15 protein-coding genes are annotated in these 14,423 nt (G+C 59.9%); 6 read left to right on the forward strand and 9 right to left on the reverse strand.

What is annotated here, in order from left to right; all coding sequences use genetic code 11:
- Positions 1–2: 2 nt before the first annotated feature.
- Both ACUXAC_RS10550 and ACUXAC_RS10555 read right to left on the reverse strand, forming a co-directional pair.
- Positions 3–434 (reverse strand): hypothetical protein, encoded by a 432-nt coding sequence (locus ACUXAC_RS10550; protein WP_038875373.1) that lies wholly within the window; start codon positions 432–434, stop codon positions 3–5.
- Positions 435–604: 170 nt separating this feature from the next.
- Positions 605–919 carry a hypothetical protein gene (locus ACUXAC_RS10555; protein ID WP_387442498.1) on the reverse strand — a complete coding sequence of 105 codons (315 nt, stop codon included), beginning with the start codon at positions 917–919 and terminating at the stop codon, positions 605–607.
- A 541-nt stretch (positions 920–1,460) separates the two neighbouring features.
- On the opposite strand from ACUXAC_RS10555, the gene ACUXAC_RS10560 reads away from it, so the two are divergent.
- Entirely contained in the window at positions 1,461–1,820 is a 360-nt protein-coding gene (locus tag ACUXAC_RS10560; protein WP_343179457.1) for a hypothetical protein, read from the forward strand.
- Positions 1,821–1,867: 47 nt separating this feature from the next.
- Here the strand turns inward: ACUXAC_RS10560 and ACUXAC_RS10565 are convergent, their stop codons facing one another.
- From ACUXAC_RS10565 to ACUXAC_RS10580, 4 genes are read right to left on the reverse strand one after another with little or no spacing between them, the layout of a single operon-like run.
- Entirely contained in the window at positions 1,868–3,136 is a 1,269-nt protein-coding gene (locus tag ACUXAC_RS10565) for an FAD-dependent oxidoreductase (RefSeq protein WP_387442501.1), read from the reverse strand.
- Entirely contained in the window at positions 3,129–3,389 is a 261-nt protein-coding gene (locus ACUXAC_RS10570; RefSeq protein ID WP_343179453.1) for a (2Fe-2S)-binding protein, read from the reverse strand. Before ACUXAC_RS10570 ends, ACUXAC_RS10565 begins: the two co-directional genes overlap by 8 nt.
- On the reverse strand, positions 3,386–4,510 hold the full coding sequence (locus ACUXAC_RS10575; RefSeq protein ID WP_343179451.1) for an NAD(P)/FAD-dependent oxidoreductase: 1,125 nt from the start codon (positions 4,508–4,510) through the stop codon (positions 3,386–3,388). The genes ACUXAC_RS10570 and ACUXAC_RS10575 overlap by 4 nt, the downstream gene beginning before the upstream one ends.
- A complete protein-coding gene (locus ACUXAC_RS10580; RefSeq protein WP_387442503.1) occupies positions 4,510–5,457 on the reverse strand; it encodes a 4-hydroxyproline epimerase in 948 nt (315 codons plus the stop codon). Before ACUXAC_RS10580 ends, ACUXAC_RS10575 begins: the two co-directional genes overlap by 1 nt.
- A 389-nt stretch (positions 5,458–5,846) precedes the next feature.
- On the opposite strand from ACUXAC_RS10580, the gene ACUXAC_RS10585 reads away from it, so the two are divergent.
- The 5 genes from ACUXAC_RS10585 (at position 5,847) to ACUXAC_RS10605 (ending at position 12,147) form a co-directional block, all read left to right on the forward strand.
- Positions 5,847–6,701, forward strand: coding sequence for a helix-turn-helix domain-containing protein (locus tag ACUXAC_RS10585; protein WP_387442506.1), 855 nt, complete (start codon positions 5,847–5,849; stop codon positions 6,699–6,701).
- A gap of 211 nt (positions 6,702–6,912) precedes the next feature.
- Positions 6,913–7,833: a dihydrodipicolinate synthase family protein gene (locus tag ACUXAC_RS10590; RefSeq protein ID WP_387442508.1), complete on the forward strand. Its 921-nt coding sequence runs from the start codon at positions 6,913–6,915 to the stop codon at positions 7,831–7,833.
- A gap of 57 nt (positions 7,834–7,890) precedes the next feature.
- Positions 7,891–9,507, forward strand: coding sequence for an aldehyde dehydrogenase (NADP(+)) (locus ACUXAC_RS10595; protein WP_387442511.1), 1,617 nt, complete (start codon positions 7,891–7,893; stop codon positions 9,505–9,507).
- A gap of 44 nt (positions 9,508–9,551) precedes the next feature.
- Positions 9,552–11,114: an APC family permease gene (locus tag ACUXAC_RS10600; protein ID WP_454266649.1), complete on the forward strand. Its 1,563-nt coding sequence runs from the start codon at positions 9,552–9,554 to the stop codon at positions 11,112–11,114.
- A gap of 19 nt (positions 11,115–11,133) precedes the next feature.
- Positions 11,134–12,147, forward strand: coding sequence for an Ldh family oxidoreductase (locus tag ACUXAC_RS10605; protein WP_454266650.1), 1,014 nt, complete (start codon positions 11,134–11,136; stop codon positions 12,145–12,147).
- 46 nt (positions 12,148–12,193) lie between these two features.
- Here ACUXAC_RS10605 and ACUXAC_RS10610 read toward each other — a convergent pair whose 3' ends face one another.
- The 3 genes from ACUXAC_RS10610 to ACUXAC_RS10620 form a co-directional block, all read right to left on the reverse strand.
- Positions 12,194–12,874 (reverse strand): hypothetical protein, encoded by a 681-nt coding sequence (locus ACUXAC_RS10610; RefSeq protein ID WP_149572210.1) that lies wholly within the window; start codon positions 12,872–12,874, stop codon positions 12,194–12,196.
- Between the two features lie 177 nt (positions 12,875–13,051).
- On the reverse strand, positions 13,052–13,480 hold the full coding sequence (locus ACUXAC_RS10615) for a universal stress protein (protein ID WP_033642623.1): 429 nt from the start codon (positions 13,478–13,480) through the stop codon (positions 13,052–13,054).
- Between the two features lie 179 nt (positions 13,481–13,659).
- Complete coding sequence (locus ACUXAC_RS10620) at positions 13,660–14,376, reverse strand: autoinducer binding domain-containing protein (protein WP_060440239.1); 717 nt, start codon at positions 14,374–14,376, stop codon at positions 13,660–13,662.
- Positions 14,377–14,423 lie beyond the last annotated feature (47 nt).

Genomic DNA, 14,423 nt, shown 5'->3' on the forward strand with positions numbered 1-14,423 from the left:
GGTTACGGTCGCCCCGCCTGCAAAACGAAACCGCGCTGCCGGTCACCGGCGATGCGCAGATAGCGGCTTTCACCGGCGCGCAGCGTCATCGGTATACTGCCTCCGGTATCACGCCAAATGCACAGGTGATTCTCGATCATATCTTGCCCGATACTGACCGAGATATTGCCTGGCGGCACGCGAAACTCTGCTTTTTCTTTCGCCTCCAGCGAAGCGGCAAACTCCCCATTCACATAGACGCCGGTGCGGCAGCTGCCTGCCAGCATTCCGCTGTCGCGAACCACCACCACCGTGGCGTAAGGCGTATCCGGGATATTCTGATAGAGCATCAGACGGCTCGGGGGCGGTAACTGAGCCTGTTGCGGCGGTATGGCTTGAGTCGCACATCCCGTTAACAGTGCAGAGGCAAATAACAACGCGGCGTAATGCTTCATCCTTGGCTCCTGAAGAAAATAATGCTTATCGTAACAAGAGAATAGCTGCCTCCAGTAGCATTCATGTCGCAGAGGCGAAAAAATCGGACAACTTCCCACGCCCCCATCAACCCGCAGGAATAAGAAGATTCTGCATTAAAGCTCTTGAAATAAAGGCGATTCTTGCAAATTTAAAACTTGACCATGCCACGTTGGATATCTGCCGCAAACGCACCACTGACGTAACTGAAACCATCCGGCGTGACGTAAACCCGGGTATGGCCGGTCTCTGATAACACCGCCACCATATATCCCAGGCTGATCATTTCATGTGAGGGCACATTCATCGGGGTTAGAAATCCACGCCCGCGGCACCACTGATAAAAGCGAGTTCGCCCATATCCCAACACGGCGCCAACATCAGAGAGGTGCTTAAACGTATCATAATCCTCTGATGATGAAGGTAAACCGTCATGACATTCAGGCGTTTTCTTTATCCCAGACAAAATAAACTCCTTTTTTGACCCTGTCGCGAACGGTTATCCTTCATCTGAACTGAATTTAAAAAATCCAAATTTAAAATGCAAATGAATTCCCTGTAACTAAAAAGCCTTTCATGGATGAAATCTGAAAATAAAACCACAATAAAAAAACAGAAATAAAAAAATAAGGTATTAATACCGGGAATTAAATCTTAGGAATGGGTAAATATCCTAAATAAAAATGACATTAAAATAGGATAAGAAAATACTTAGCCTGCATATTGTTTCCCTTCTCAAAATGATGCAATGGCGATCGGTATATTGCGGCAAAAAAGAGAATGGATAAAACCAGCGTCACGTCGCCCCCTCGTCGTGAGATCGCGATCCCTGCCGGCCTCCCTCAATTCGCCACATCCTCTCTCGACGCGGCGCTACCTCAATCACACCTAAACAATAACCATTATCATTTCCAATTGTTCCGTCAGTTTATTACACTTTCTCACCTCGCCAGTTAGGAACATTCCTAGGCGGCGAGCCCCAGGATAGAGAAAGAATTAGGGACACCATGAAGAATTGCCGTTGTTTGATCGTTTTGCCGCTTTTGATGATGACCGCCTGCACCCAATGGGAAAGGCCCGGCGCGGTCGAGAGTACCCGGAATGCCGAATATGCCGAATGCCGTAGCCGCGGCTATGATCGCTTCCCCCCGGACGTGGTGCGGGACGTGGAGTTCAGCTACGAAAACAAATACATTCCTTGCGAGAAGAACAAGAAAGACTGTCCGTCGGGATACCGCTATGACAAGGAACCGTCGATTAAAACAGTGCAGACCGATCGCAATCAGTCCGCCCGAGACGCCACCATCGAAGCCTGTATGTACGGCAAAGGCTGGCGTGAGAAAACCTACTATTGGCCGCAATGGTGATGCAGCGACGTGGGATTGGACTGAAACGTCACCGCAGGGATGCGCCATCAATTGGCGTCGTCGCTGCAATGCCCTCCCAGAGCAACCAGCGTTTCCGCTCTGACCGGCGTTAAAGGCACACGCGGTGGCGTTAAAGGCCAGCCAAAAAGCTGCCTCGCCGCCGTCGCACAGACTTTGCCCTGGCAAGCCCCCATGCCACAACGGCTGCTCAACTTGGCCGTGTTCCAATCTGGCTGATGGCTAATCTGTTCCAGCGTGACGTCTTCGCAGCGACACAGTATCGTTTGCGGTTTGGCCAGCGAATTCAAGCGATCATCAAGTGCAAAGGTGCTTGCCACCGCCGTGGCGAAACGTCGCCACTGCCGCCGCTGCGCCGCCAGGCGCTCTGCCTTTTCCCGCTGCCCAGTGGCAGCATAACCGGCGATAGCGCCTTCAGTGAGTGCCAATTCACTGCCGCCGATACCGGTACACTCCCCGGCAGCAAAAATATGCGCCAGGCTGGTTTGCTGCCAATGATCCACCGCTACGGCGTCGTGTTCTATCCGACACCCCAGCAGCATCGCCAACTCAATATTCGCCACCAGGCCAAAACCGCAGGCCAACCTGTCGCAGGCGATCGTTCTCTCCCGCCCGCCGTTATTGACGTGCACCGAGGTTAAACGTTCCTGCCCCAACGCCGCCAGTACCCGGCTGCCGGCAAGGTAACGACGCGGCATCAGGGAAAACGCCTGACGCAGTTTGGCCGGCCAGCGCCACAGCCCGCCGACGAACGCCGCCAACCGCCAAAGCGGCGCCTGTTCCGCCACCAGCACTACCTCGCCGCCGGCCTGTTTCACGCTGTTCGCCACCGCCAGCAACAGCGGACCACTGCCGGCGATCGCCACTCGCTCACCACGGATCGCCAGCCCCTGCTTGATTTGCGCCTGTAGACCACCGGCGCCGGTCACTCCCGGCAGCGTCCAGCCGGGAAACGGCAACAACAGTTCACGCGCGCCATTGCATAAAATCAGCTTCTGATAGCGAATCACGCCGCAGCCTTCGGCATCTTCATAGGCCAATCGGTTAGCGCCACACTGCGCCACCAGCTTGCAGCCGGACTGCAGCGCAATATTTTCCATCGTCGCCACCGCCTGCCGATAGCGGTTCGCCGTTTCAGGCAAAGCCACCTGCGGCCCATCGCGCCAGATTTGCCCGCCGGGATGCGGATTATCATCAATCATTCGCACCTGGCCACCACTTTCCGCTGCTGCCAGCGCCGCCGCCATGCCGGCCGGCCCGGCACCGACGATCAGCACCTCACAGTCGAAGTTACTCATCATCGCTCCTCTCAATGCGCATACCGGCTTGGCACAGCGTCTGGCACGCCAGACGACGCAGACCGTTAATGGTCACCCGGCACTCCTGGCAAACACCCATGCCGCAAAAGGGGGCGCGCGGTTGGTGTGAAGTCGACAACCGACAACGATCGTCGCCACACAGGCTAAGTGCCGCAGCGACGCTAATGCCAACCGGCACCCGGCAGGGATCGCCATCGATGCTCAACGTAAGCGTGTTTTGTCCTTCATTCATACCGACAGCTCCTCGGCGGCAAACGCCCGCGCCGCCAAATACGGGGTATCGTCAATCTCCGGCGTTTGCCGGCCGATCTGAGCAGTAATCAGCGTGGCGCTGCCGAGGGCAGTCGTGACGCCCAATCCCTCGTGCCCCAACGCCAGCCACAGCCAGGAATGCCGCGGATGCACGCCCAGCAGCGGCAGCCCGTCGGCAGAGGCGGCGCGCAGCCCGGTCCAGCAGCGAATGATGTTCATCTGCGCCAGCGCGGGCAAGAAATGCTGCGCACGCGTGAGCATCGCCGCCAGCACTGGCATGTCCAACGCCGAATCGACGGCATCGAACTGGCGGGAAGAACCGATCAGCCATTGCCCGGTTGGCCGTGCCTGCACATTGAATGCCACCGAGGTGCCGCCGCTGGCATGCGCGCTGGCACCGTATCCCAACTCTACCAACTGATGCCGCACCCGCGGCGGATAGCGATCGGTGATCGCCAGATGGCCCTTCTTGGCGTGCAGCAAAGTCTGGGGCAATAGGCTATTGGCCCTAAGGCCGCAGGCCAGGACCACTATCGGCGCAGCCAGGCGCCTGCCGTCCGCCAGCCGTACTGCCCCCTCTTCCAGCGCTGCTGCTTCGCCATGCACCACGTCGATCGCCGCGCCACCGTCGGCCAACAGCCAGCGAGCCGCGAGCGGCGCATACAGAATGCCGTCGCCCGGCACCCGCAGCCCACCGGCCAGGCCGTGCCGCAGCATCGGCTCCATGGCGGCGATCTGCTCCGCCGTCAGCAATTCAGCGGCTACGTCCTGCTCCGCCAGCCGTGCCCGCTTTTGCTCGGCGATGGCCATTTCATCCGCTTTATCCGCCAGCCATAGCGTTCCGCAGCCGCGCCAGGCACACGCTTGCGGCATGCGCCCCGTCACTTCACGCCATAACCGCAGCGAATAAGCGCTCAACGCCAACTCAGCCGGGTTGTCGTCCATGCACACCAGATGCCCCATGCCGGCGGCCGTAGCGCCGGCGCGGCGATCGTCCACCACCGAGACGCGATACCCTTCCCGCGCCAGCCGCCAGGCGCAGGCGGCACCGATGATGCCGGCGCCGATCACGATGACATCGGCTTTCCGCCCGACGCCCATCAGCGTATTCCCCAGACAAAGGGATCGCGTTCGTCGAGCAGCAGTTGGCTATCGGCGCACACATAGGCCTGCCCGCGAATAAAGGGGGTAATGCGATCGCCATTCCGGCGATAGTAGGCCTGAAACTCGCTGCCGATCACGCTGGCCTGCCGCCACTGCGTGTCCGGCGGCAGCTTGCCGTCCGCCGCCAGACACGCCAGTTTGGCACTGGTGCCGGTGCCGCACGGGGAGCGATCATAGGCTTTTCCGGGGCACAGCACGAAGCTGCGGCTGTCGGCCTGCGGATCGTCACCGAACAGTTCGATATGGTCTATCGCTCCGCCGTCTTCACCGCAGATGCCCGCCTGCTCCAACGTCTGCCGCACCGCCCAGGTGAACGCAGTCAACGCCTCCAGATTTTGTTTATCGATGGGCAACGGCGACTCGCCGATCAGGAAGAACCAGTTGCCGCCCCAGGCGATGTCACCCGTCACCGGCCCGTAACCCGCCACCTCAAGCCGCACCTGGCGGCGGTAACGATAAGCAGCCACGTTCTCCACCGTGACGCTGCCGTCCTCGTGCAGCGTGGCGTTTACCGGGCCGACCGGGGTCTCTATCAGGTGACGCCCGGCGTGGATGCGCCCCATGTGCGCCAGCGAAGCGATCAGCCCGATAGTGCCATGCCCGCACATGCCCAGGTAGCCGCTGTTGTTAAAGAAGATCACGCCGGCGGTGGCCTGTGGCGAACAGGGGCGGCACAGCAACGCCCCCACCAACACGTCGTTACCGCGCGGCTCTAGCATCACCGCACAACGCCAATCGTCATAATGTTGCGCGAAACGCGCCCGCCGTTCCGCCATGCTGCCCTCGCCAAGATCGGGAAAGCCTTCGACGATCAGACGGGTCGGCTCTCCGCCGGTATGAGAATCGATCGCCCGCAAAGCGGTGATATGCGCAGAAAGTGCCATCGGCGTCTCCTGGGTTAATGAGATGTTACCAATGGCGTTAGCCTGAACGAATGTGGCCATAACGGCTTGATGCGTTTCGGCGCGGCAAATGAAGAAATCAGCACAGTGACAAAAGTCAGGCCTGACGCGTCACGGGCGCGCCCTTAACGAAAGCCATAACAATAACTTATTTATCATAGCTTTACTTTCATGCTAAATATCCCCGTGGCGAGAAGCGCCGCAGTTTTCAAGCAACCGCCACGCACCGCGCGGTAAAAGTATGCGGCAATCCGCATATTTGGCAGGCGGCCGGAAATAGCGCTTGATTCGTTAAAGAAAAGTTAATATTGATGCGAAGACATCAACCCGATCCGCCTGTTTTTCCGGCTAACGACCGAAAAGGGACAGCTATGCGAGCCACTTCAGACTATCAGCCTCCGGTTTCTCTCTCTCCGCCTTCGCTCGTGGGGGTGCCGGAGCAAGAGGACGTTTTCGCCGTCGAACATCTTTCGCGCCTCTGCGATGGCCTGGCGCAGCAGCGCCCGAACAACCTGCGCGATCTGCTGAATACGCTGGCGCTGATCGCGCCGCTGCTGAACGCGATCCCCAACGTGGTGTTCTTTATCAAAGACGCCCAGGCCCGCTACCTGCTGGCCAACCTGACGCTGGCCAGGCGCTGCGGTTTCAAAACCGTTACACCGCTGCTGGGCAAGACCTCCGCCGACGTTTTTCCCGCCCAGCTCGGATCCGGCTACACCGAGCAGGATCTGCGGGTATTGCGCCACGGCGTGCTGATCCAGGATCAGTTGGAAATGCACCTGTACAACGGCCGCGAAACCGGCTGGTGCCTGACGCAAAAGCTGGCGCTGTACGACGCGCAGGGAAAAATCATCGGTATGGCGGGTATTTCTCACGATCTGCAGGAGGCCAGGGCCCATCACCCGGCCTACCAACGGCTGGCGGCGATCGACGTGCACATCCGCCGCCACTACGCACGGCCGATCGCACTTGAGGAGCTGACGGTGCTGACCGGCTTGTCGGTGGCGCAGATCGAACGCTACTGCAAGCGTATCTTCCACCTCACCCCGCGCCAGATGATCCACAAAGTGCGGTTGGAAAAGGCCACGGAACTGCTGGCCGGCGATCTGCCGATCACCGACATCGCGCTACTGTGCGGCTACACCGATCACAGCGCCTTCAGCCGTCAATTCAAAGCGATGACCGGCTCTACGCCGCGCGATTTCCGCCTGACGCTTTCCGCTTAATGCGCTGATTTATCTGGTTACCCCCCCCCTCTTTTCACGGTGCACCGGCGCCCGGTTTTTTCACGCCCGCTATTCGGCGCCATTGTGCCAATTTCGTCGCGGCAATCGGCGAAAAGCGTCAAGCCTCCCCGCGCAATACCGGTCACTCTGTCGGTGAGCCTTACCAAAGATTCACTTTTCATTAACACTTTCGGACGACAGGACAAACACGATGAGCCATAAAGCCATAAGCTGGAGCGGCGTATTCCCGGCGGTGACGACCCAGTTCCGCAACGATTTCTCTCTGGACCTCGATGCCACTCATACGGTGATTAAAAACCTGGTGCGCGACGGCGTCTCCGGCCTGGTGGTGTGCGGCACCGTCGGTGAAAACACCTCGATGACGGTGCAAGAGAAGCTGGCGGTGATCGAAGTGGCAAGAGACGCCGCCGACGGTAAAGTTCCAGTGATCGCCGGCATCGCCGAGTTCACCACCGCCTTCGCGCAGAACATGGCGCGTGAAGCGCAAAAGGCCGGCGTCGACGGGATTATGGTGATGCCGGCGCTGGTCTACTCCGCCAAGCCGCACGAAACTGCCGCGCACTTCCGCAGCGTCGCCGGCGCGACCGATCTGCCGATCATGGTCTACAACAATCCTCCCATTTACAAAAATGACGTCACGCCCGACATCCTGACCTCGCTGGTCGACTGCGAAAATATCGTGTGCTTCAAAGACTCGTCGGGCGACACCCGCCGCTTTATCGATCTGCGCAACGAAGTCGGCGATCGCTTCGTGCTGTTTGCCGGGTTGGACGATGTGGTGCTGGAAAGCCTCGCCGTTGGTGCGCAAGGCTGGATCTCCGGCATGTCCAATGCCTTCCCGCGCGAAGGAGAAACGCTGTTCCGGCTGGCGAAGGAAAAACGCTATGAGGAAGCGTTGGCGCTGTACAGCTGGTTTATGCCACTGCTGCACCTCGATGCCCGCCCCGATCTGGTGCAGTGCATCAAACTCTGCGAACAGCGGGTCGGCCGCGGCAGCGCCGTCACTCGTCCGCCGCGCCTGGCGCTGCAGGGCGAAACGCTCACCGAGATCAACGCCGTGATCGATAAAGCGCTGGCCACTCGCCCTGCGCTGCCGAACGTCGGCCTGTAACGCCTTCATCGCCCGGCCCCATGCCGGGCGTCATGCTTTCTCTACCGAGGGTAACCGATGCCCAACGCTCGCTATGCCGCCATCAGCGGCCAACAATTTATCGGCGGCCAGCGCTGCGCCGCAGGGGAAGCGACGCTGCTCAGCCTGCGCGCCGACGACGGTGAGCCGACCGGCTACCGCTTCCACCAGGCCACGGCGGCAGAAACCGCCGCCGCCGCAGAAGCTGCCGCCGCGGCCTTTGCACCCTATTCGCAGCTCAGCGCGGAACAACGCGCGAACTTTCTCGACGCCATTGCCGAGGAGTTAGACGCGTTGGATGAGGCTTTCTTCGCCTTCGCCATGCAGGAAACCGCCTTGCCGCCGGCGCGGTTGAGCGGCGAACGCGCCAGAACCAGCGGCCAGATGCGGCTGTTCGCTACGCTGCTGCGGCGCGGCGACGTCGAGGGCGTGCGCATCGACTGCGCGCTGCCGCAGCGCTCCCCCCTGCCGCGCCCCGATCTACGTCAATACCGCACGGCGCTCGGCCCGGTGGCGGTATTCGGCGCCAGCAACTTCCCGCTGGCGTTCTCCACCGCGGGTGGCGATACCGCCGCCGCGCTCGCCGCCGGATGCCCGGTCGTGTTCAAGGCGCACAGCGGCCATATGATCACCGCCGAGCTGACCGCTCAGGCGATCGAGCGCGCCCGGAAACGCACGGGGATGCCTGCCGGCGTCTTCAACATGATCTTCGGCAACCGCGTGGGAGCCGACCTGGTACAACATCCGGCGATTCAGGCCGTGGGATTCACCGGCTCGCTGCAAGGCGGTCGAGCGCTCTTCGATCTGGCGACGCAACGCCCTCAACCCATCCCGGTCTTCGCCGAAATGTCGAGCATCAACCCGGTCGTGATCCTGCCACAGGCGCTGGCGCGGCGCGGGCAGCACATCGCGCAGGAACTGGTCTCTTCCTTTACGCTCGGTTGCGGTCAGTTCTGCACCAAGCCCGGCGTGATCGTCGCGCTGCGCGGCGCCGCCTTCGATCGGCTGGCCGAAACGATGAGCGCCTTGGTCAACGCCGCCGAACCGCAACCGATGCTGAATACCGGCACGCTAGAGCACTACCGTCACGGGCTGGCGGCCCTCGATGCGCACCCGGATATGCGCCGTCTGGCGGGCCGCAGCGAAACGCCCCCTCATCGGGCGACGGCACAGCTGTATCAAGCGGAGGAGGCACTGCTGCTGCAGGCCGATCCGCTGCTGCAACAGGAGGTCTTCGGCCCGGCCAGCATCCTGGTCGCTGTAAATAGCGAAGCACAGCTGCACGCGGCGCTGTCGGCATTGCAAGGTCAGTTGACCGCCACGCTGCTGGCGGATGACGGCGATCTCGATATGGCCGCCGGGCTGACGACGCTGTTGGCACGCAAAGCCGGTCGGGTGCTGTTCAACGGGTATCCGACCGGGGTAGAAGTGTGCGACGCCATGGTGCACGGCGGCCCCTATCCGGCGACCAGCGACGCACGCGGCACCTCGGTAGGCACGTTGGCCATCGAACGTTTCCTGCGGCCGGTCTGTTTGCAAAACACGCCAGCGGCGCTGTTGCCGCCACCGCTGCAGGACGCCAACCCGCTCAACCTGCTGCGGCTGGTGAACGGCGTTTTCACCCGAGATCCCCTGGTTTCACCTGCCCAAAATTAGCCCGGCCGCATCTGCCTGCCACTCAATAACAAAAGGGTAATACCATGACAACCCAAGGCAAATTCAAGAAGCAGCTTACGCTCACCGATCTGACGTTCATCGGTCTGGGCGCCATCTTCGGCTCCGGTTGGCTGTTCGCCGCCAGCCATGTCTCCTCCATCGCCGGCCCGGCCGGCATCTATTCCTGGCTGATCGGCGGCCTGGCGGTGCTGCTGCTCGGCATCGTCTACTGCGAACTGGGTGCCGCCCTGCCGCGCGCCGGCGGCATCATTCGCTATCCGGTGTTCTCGCACGGCGAACTGATGGGTTATCTGCTGGGATTTATCACGCTGATCGCCTTCTCCAGCCTGATCGCCATCGAAGTCGTCGCCGCCCGGCAATACGCCGCCTGGTTCCCGTTCCTCAGCCAGCCGGGTTCCGGCGACCCTACGCCGATCGGCTGGCTGGTGCAGCTGGCGCTGCTGTGCTTTTTCTTCGCGCTCAACTACTACAGCGTCAAAACCTTCGCCAAATCCAATAATCTGATCAGCGTGCTGAAATTTCTGGTGCCGCTGCTGGTGATCGTGGTGTTGTTCAGCTTTTTCAAACCGGAAAACCTGCACAGCCAGGGTTTTGCTCCCTTCGGTTCCGCCGGGGTTGAGGCCGCCATTTCCGCCGGCGGCATCATCTTCGCCTACCTCGGCCTGACGCCGATCATTTCGGTCGCCAGCGAGGTGCAAAGGCCGCAGCGCACCATTCCCATCGCACTGATCCTGTCGGTGGTGCTGTCCACCATCATCTATGTGCTGCTGCAGATAGCGTTTCTCGGCAGTATCCCCAGCGAGATGCTAAGCGGCGGCTGGGCCGGCATCAGCCAACAGTTCTCCCTGCCGTTCCGCGATATCGCCATCACGCTGGGCATGGGATGGCTGGCATTTCTGGTGGTCAGCGACGCGATCGTTTCACCGAGCGGCACCGGCAATATCTATATGAACGCCACGCCTCGCGTGATCTACGGTTGGGCACGCGCCGGCACCTTCTTCAAACTATTCACCCGGGTAGATGGCGAGTCCGGCATTCCCCGCCCGGCGCTGTGGCTGACCTTCGCTCTCTCGGTATTCTGGACGCTGCCGTTCCCATCGTGGGAAAAGCTGATCGGCGTGGTGTCCGCCGCGCTGGTGCTGAGCTACGCCATCGCCCCGGTCACCGCCGCCGGGCTGCGGCGCAATGCGCCCGATATGCCGCGTCCGTTCCGGGTGCGCGCTTTCTGCGTGCTCGGCCCATTGTCGTTTATCATTTCGGCGCTGATCGTCTTCTGGTCCGGCTGGGATACCGTCTCCTGGCTGCTCGGTTTGCAGATCCTGATGTTCTTCATCTACATCCTGTTCAAAAATCAGGTGCCGACCCACGCCGTTAGCCTCCGGCAGCAAATTTGGTCCTCGCTGTGGCTGATCGTCTTCTATGCGCTGGTGATCGCACTCTCCTACCTCAGCAGCTTCGGCGGCATCGGCGCCATTGCCCACCCGTGGGACACCCTTACCATGGCGGTGATTGCGCTGGCGGTTTACTACTGGGGCGCCTATACCTGTTTACCCCAGGCCAATTTTATCGGCGATGAAGAAGAATGAACCCAGGGAGGACATCAAAATGACATCCATGCACGTTCTGTCGCTGGAACAGGCTTATCAACTGGCGTTGCGCGCACTGCGCAGCAACGGTTTCAATCAGGCGCATGCCGAGGCGGTAGCGCAAAATGTCACCCAGGGTGAACGCGACGGCTGCGCTTCGCACGGGTTGTACCGGCTCTTGGGCTGCGTGCGATCGCTGCAGGCAGGCAAGGTTTCTGCCGATGCGATACCCAGGCTGTTCGACCAGGCACCGGCTATCTTGCGCGCCGATGCCGGCGGCGCGTTTTCTCTGCTGGCCTACCGCACCGCTCTGCCGGCCTTTATCGATAAGGTGCGCACCAACGGTATCGCCGCGTTGACGATCAACCGCTGCGTGCACTTCTCCGCGCTGTGGGCCGACATCGAACCGCTGACCGAGCAGGGGTTGGTGGCCTTGGCCTGCACGCCCAGCCACGCCTGGGTGACGCCGGCCGGCGGTTCGCGCCCGCTGTTCGGCACCAACCCCATTGCCTTCGGCTGGCCGCGCCCGGATCGGCCGCCGTTTTTGTTCGACATCGCCACCAGCGCGACGGCACGCGGCGAAATCGAATTGCATCGCCGCGCAGGCACCCCGCTGCCTGAAGGCTGGGGCATTGATAAGGCAGGCAATCCGTCCACCGATGCCGCCAGCGTGTTGGAGGGCGCAATGCTGACCTTCGGCGGACATAAGGGCTCGGCGCTGGCGGCGATGGTTGAATTGTTGGCCGGGCCGCTGATCGGCGATATGACCAGCAAGGAATCGCTGGCCTACGACGACGGCACCGGTTCGTCGCCTTACGGCGGTGAGCTGATCATCGCGTTGGATCCTGAACGTTTTCTCGGTGCGGATAAGGCGAAATATTTCGCCAGCGCAGAGGCGATGTTTGCTGATATGCAGGCGCAAGGCGCACGCATCCCCGGCGAACGCCGTTATCGGCAGCGGAGGCTGAGCGAACAAGACGGCGTGGAGATCCCCAGAACGCTGTTCGACGAAATCGTGGCGCTGTGCGATTAGCGCCGGATTGATTCCCTCGCGCCGGTAATCCGGCGCGGGGCGAGTTTTACCCTGCCTGAGCCAGGTCGCTGTGCAGGCGCTTGCGCCATACCGGTTTGGTATCCCAGCGGGCGAAGTGTTTCGCCTCTTTACCCGGCTGCACCTGATGCCACATGTCTTCTTGCCACCGGATCGGTTCCTTTCCTCGCAACGTTGGGCGGGTCTGTTTAATCGTCCGTTGCAAAATGCCCGCTTCCTCAGCGGTAATGGGCGGCGCCTGTCTGGCGGCGTCCAGCGCCCGGTTACCCAACGGCTCCATCACCCGGTACAACACGTTGACCTGCTGCTGCGTCGCCTGCTGGTTAGTGCTCATCCCCTTACCCGACCAACCGTCGAAGTTTTCACCGGGATCGTCCCCCTGCGCACGATATTCATTACCCGGCCCCTCGACGATATTCCATCCTTGCCAGGTCACCAAAGTGTGTAATCCATCGCGATCCTGCAGGTTTTTATTCTTGATCTGTTTGAGCACCTCGGCGCGGTTTGGCACACCGATCAGGTTCATAAACTCGTCCAGCGCGTCCCAATGCTGCCCCGCGACCAGACCATTCCAGACATTACGCAAACAGTTCCAGGGAATGGTGTGATGCCAGGTCAGCGTGATAAGCGGTTTGGTTGACGCATGTTGCCAACGGCTCGGTTCACTGCCCCGATCGCCTCTGATGATCCCATCGACTTCTAATGGCATAGCTGCCCCTCTTCTGGCTGAGATGAAGAATATGCGCAAGGCCGGTGCCCCGGTTGGCATAAAAACGTCAGCTAAAATCGTAGCAGCTCAGGCTGAGATGGCAATAAAACGCCAGGCACGCTCTGCAGCCGACCGGCAACCGCAGAACGCGCCCGAAAACGGTGGGCTTAAGACGGATTATCTGACGACCATCACCGAAATATTGGCATGGCGAACGATAGCGGCAGCGTTAGACCCCAGCAAATAGGTTTTCACGCTCGGGCGGCGCGAACCGATGATGATCAGATCGGCGTCGATCTCTTCCGCCAGCTCCAGCGCCTGATCGCGCGCAGAGCCGAAGCTGACGGTGTAATTGAGGCGATCCAACGGCAGATCGATTTCCGACATGATTTTCTTCAGCTTCTCGACCGCCTTCACTTCCGCCTGATTCTCAAATTCCTTGAGACCGAACGAATAGGCAGTCACAAAAGCCGAGGCATCCGGCAGCGCATGGAAGAAATGCACTTTAGCGCCGGACATCTTCGCCAAATATTCCACATGCTTCAGCGCATGTTCGGTCAACAGGTCCTCTTCAATATCGATCGGCACCAAAATAGTCTTGTACATATCACGTCCTTTCTATGTAAACCGGGTGCCTACAGAATACTGCCGTACACGGGCGCGGTGAATCGCTTTATCACGCTTTTGTGATCGGGGGTAAATACTGATAAGGATAGTTCTTAATTTAACAAAATATAAACATCACACCAATAACGGATAGGCGATTAATTATTTAGTACTCGAGATTAAATCAGCTGCAAATAAACCGCTTTGGCGGTGGCGGCGGTCTTATTAGCGACAGAAAGTTTTTTAATCGAGTTGCCGATATGGAAATTGACCGTGCGCTCGCTCACCCCCATCAACAGCGCGATCTCTTCCGCCGTTTTCCCTTCGCTGCACCAGCGTAAAATGTCTTTTTCACGCAGCGTCAGCACATCTTTTATCGCGTCGTCGTTCACCGAGATCAAGGCTTCACGCAGCGTTTTATGGGCGGTTTGCGCCAGCCAAAGGAAAAAAGTTTCATTTACTGCGCGCGCTTGCGGCGCTTGCTCGGGTAGTGCTTTACCGGCAAACGTCAGGATCCCCAGCCGGCCATAGCAATCCTTAACCGACTGCGACCAACCTGCGCACAGGCCGAATTGCGCCATATGCCGCCAAAGCGTCGGCCGCTCGTGATAAAAGCTTTCGTCCCACTGGAACTGCAGCGTGGAATGATGAGCGCGCTCAATAACCGGATCCTGCAAATACACCCGCTGCCGCCGATAATCCTCGAGATAGTTCGCTGAAAAATTCCCTTCGATCAGCATCTTGGGGCGGCTGGCCGGATAACAGGAAAACACGATGTAGGAGAAATAATCAAACCCCAGCGCCTCGGCGCAGGGCTCCAGCTGCGTCAGAAAGCATTCGCGATCGGCCAGGCTGCCAATCACCTCCGCCATGAGCCGTTGAGTGCGGGTATCCATAACGCAGGTTCTCCAGATAGCGATGCCGATTTATCGATAGGTCAGAC

The sequence above is a fragment of the Serratia sp. 121840015-1 genome (assembly GCF_053627655.1).

Bases quoted from the DNA above. Each gene is read 5' to 3' on its own strand.
- ACUXAC_RS10550 (WP_038875373.1), bottom strand. From the start codon at position 434: ATGAAGCATTACGCCGCGTTGTTATTTGCCTCTGCACTGTTAACGGGA.
- ACUXAC_RS10560 (WP_343179457.1), top strand. From the start codon at position 1,461: ATGAAGAATTGCCGTTGTTTGATCGTTTTGCCGCTTTTGATGATGACC.
- ACUXAC_RS10565 (WP_387442501.1), bottom strand. From the start codon at position 3,136: ATGAGTAACTTCGACTGTGAGGTGCTGATCGTCGGTGCCGGGCCGGCC.
- ACUXAC_RS10570 (WP_343179453.1), bottom strand. From the start codon at position 3,389: ATGAATGAAGGACAAAACACGCTTACGTTGAGCATCGATGGCGATCCC.
- ACUXAC_RS10575 (WP_343179451.1), bottom strand. From the start codon at position 4,510: ATGGGCGTCGGGCGGAAAGCCGATGTCATCGTGATCGGCGCCGGCATC.
- ACUXAC_RS10580 (WP_387442503.1), bottom strand. From the start codon at position 5,457: ATGGCACTTTCTGCGCATATCACCGCTTTGCGGGCGATCGATTCTCAT.
- ACUXAC_RS10585 (WP_387442506.1), top strand. From the start codon at position 5,847: ATGCGAGCCACTTCAGACTATCAGCCTCCGGTTTCTCTCTCTCCGCCT.
- ACUXAC_RS10590 (WP_387442508.1), top strand. From the start codon at position 6,913: ATGAGCCATAAAGCCATAAGCTGGAGCGGCGTATTCCCGGCGGTGACG.
- ACUXAC_RS10595 (WP_387442511.1), top strand. From the start codon at position 7,891: ATGCCCAACGCTCGCTATGCCGCCATCAGCGGCCAACAATTTATCGGC.
- ACUXAC_RS10600 (WP_454266649.1), top strand. From the start codon at position 9,552: ATGACAACCCAAGGCAAATTCAAGAAGCAGCTTACGCTCACCGATCTG.
- ACUXAC_RS10605 (WP_454266650.1), top strand. From the start codon at position 11,134: ATGACATCCATGCACGTTCTGTCGCTGGAACAGGCTTATCAACTGGCG.
- ACUXAC_RS10610 (WP_149572210.1), bottom strand. From the start codon at position 12,874: ATGCCATTAGAAGTCGATGGGATCATCAGAGGCGATCGGGGCAGTGAA.
- ACUXAC_RS10615 (WP_033642623.1), bottom strand. From the start codon at position 13,480: ATGTACAAGACTATTTTGGTGCCGATCGATATTGAAGAGGACCTGTTG.
- ACUXAC_RS10620 (WP_060440239.1), bottom strand. From the start codon at position 14,376: ATGGATACCCGCACTCAACGGCTCATGGCGGAGGTGATTGGCAGCCTG.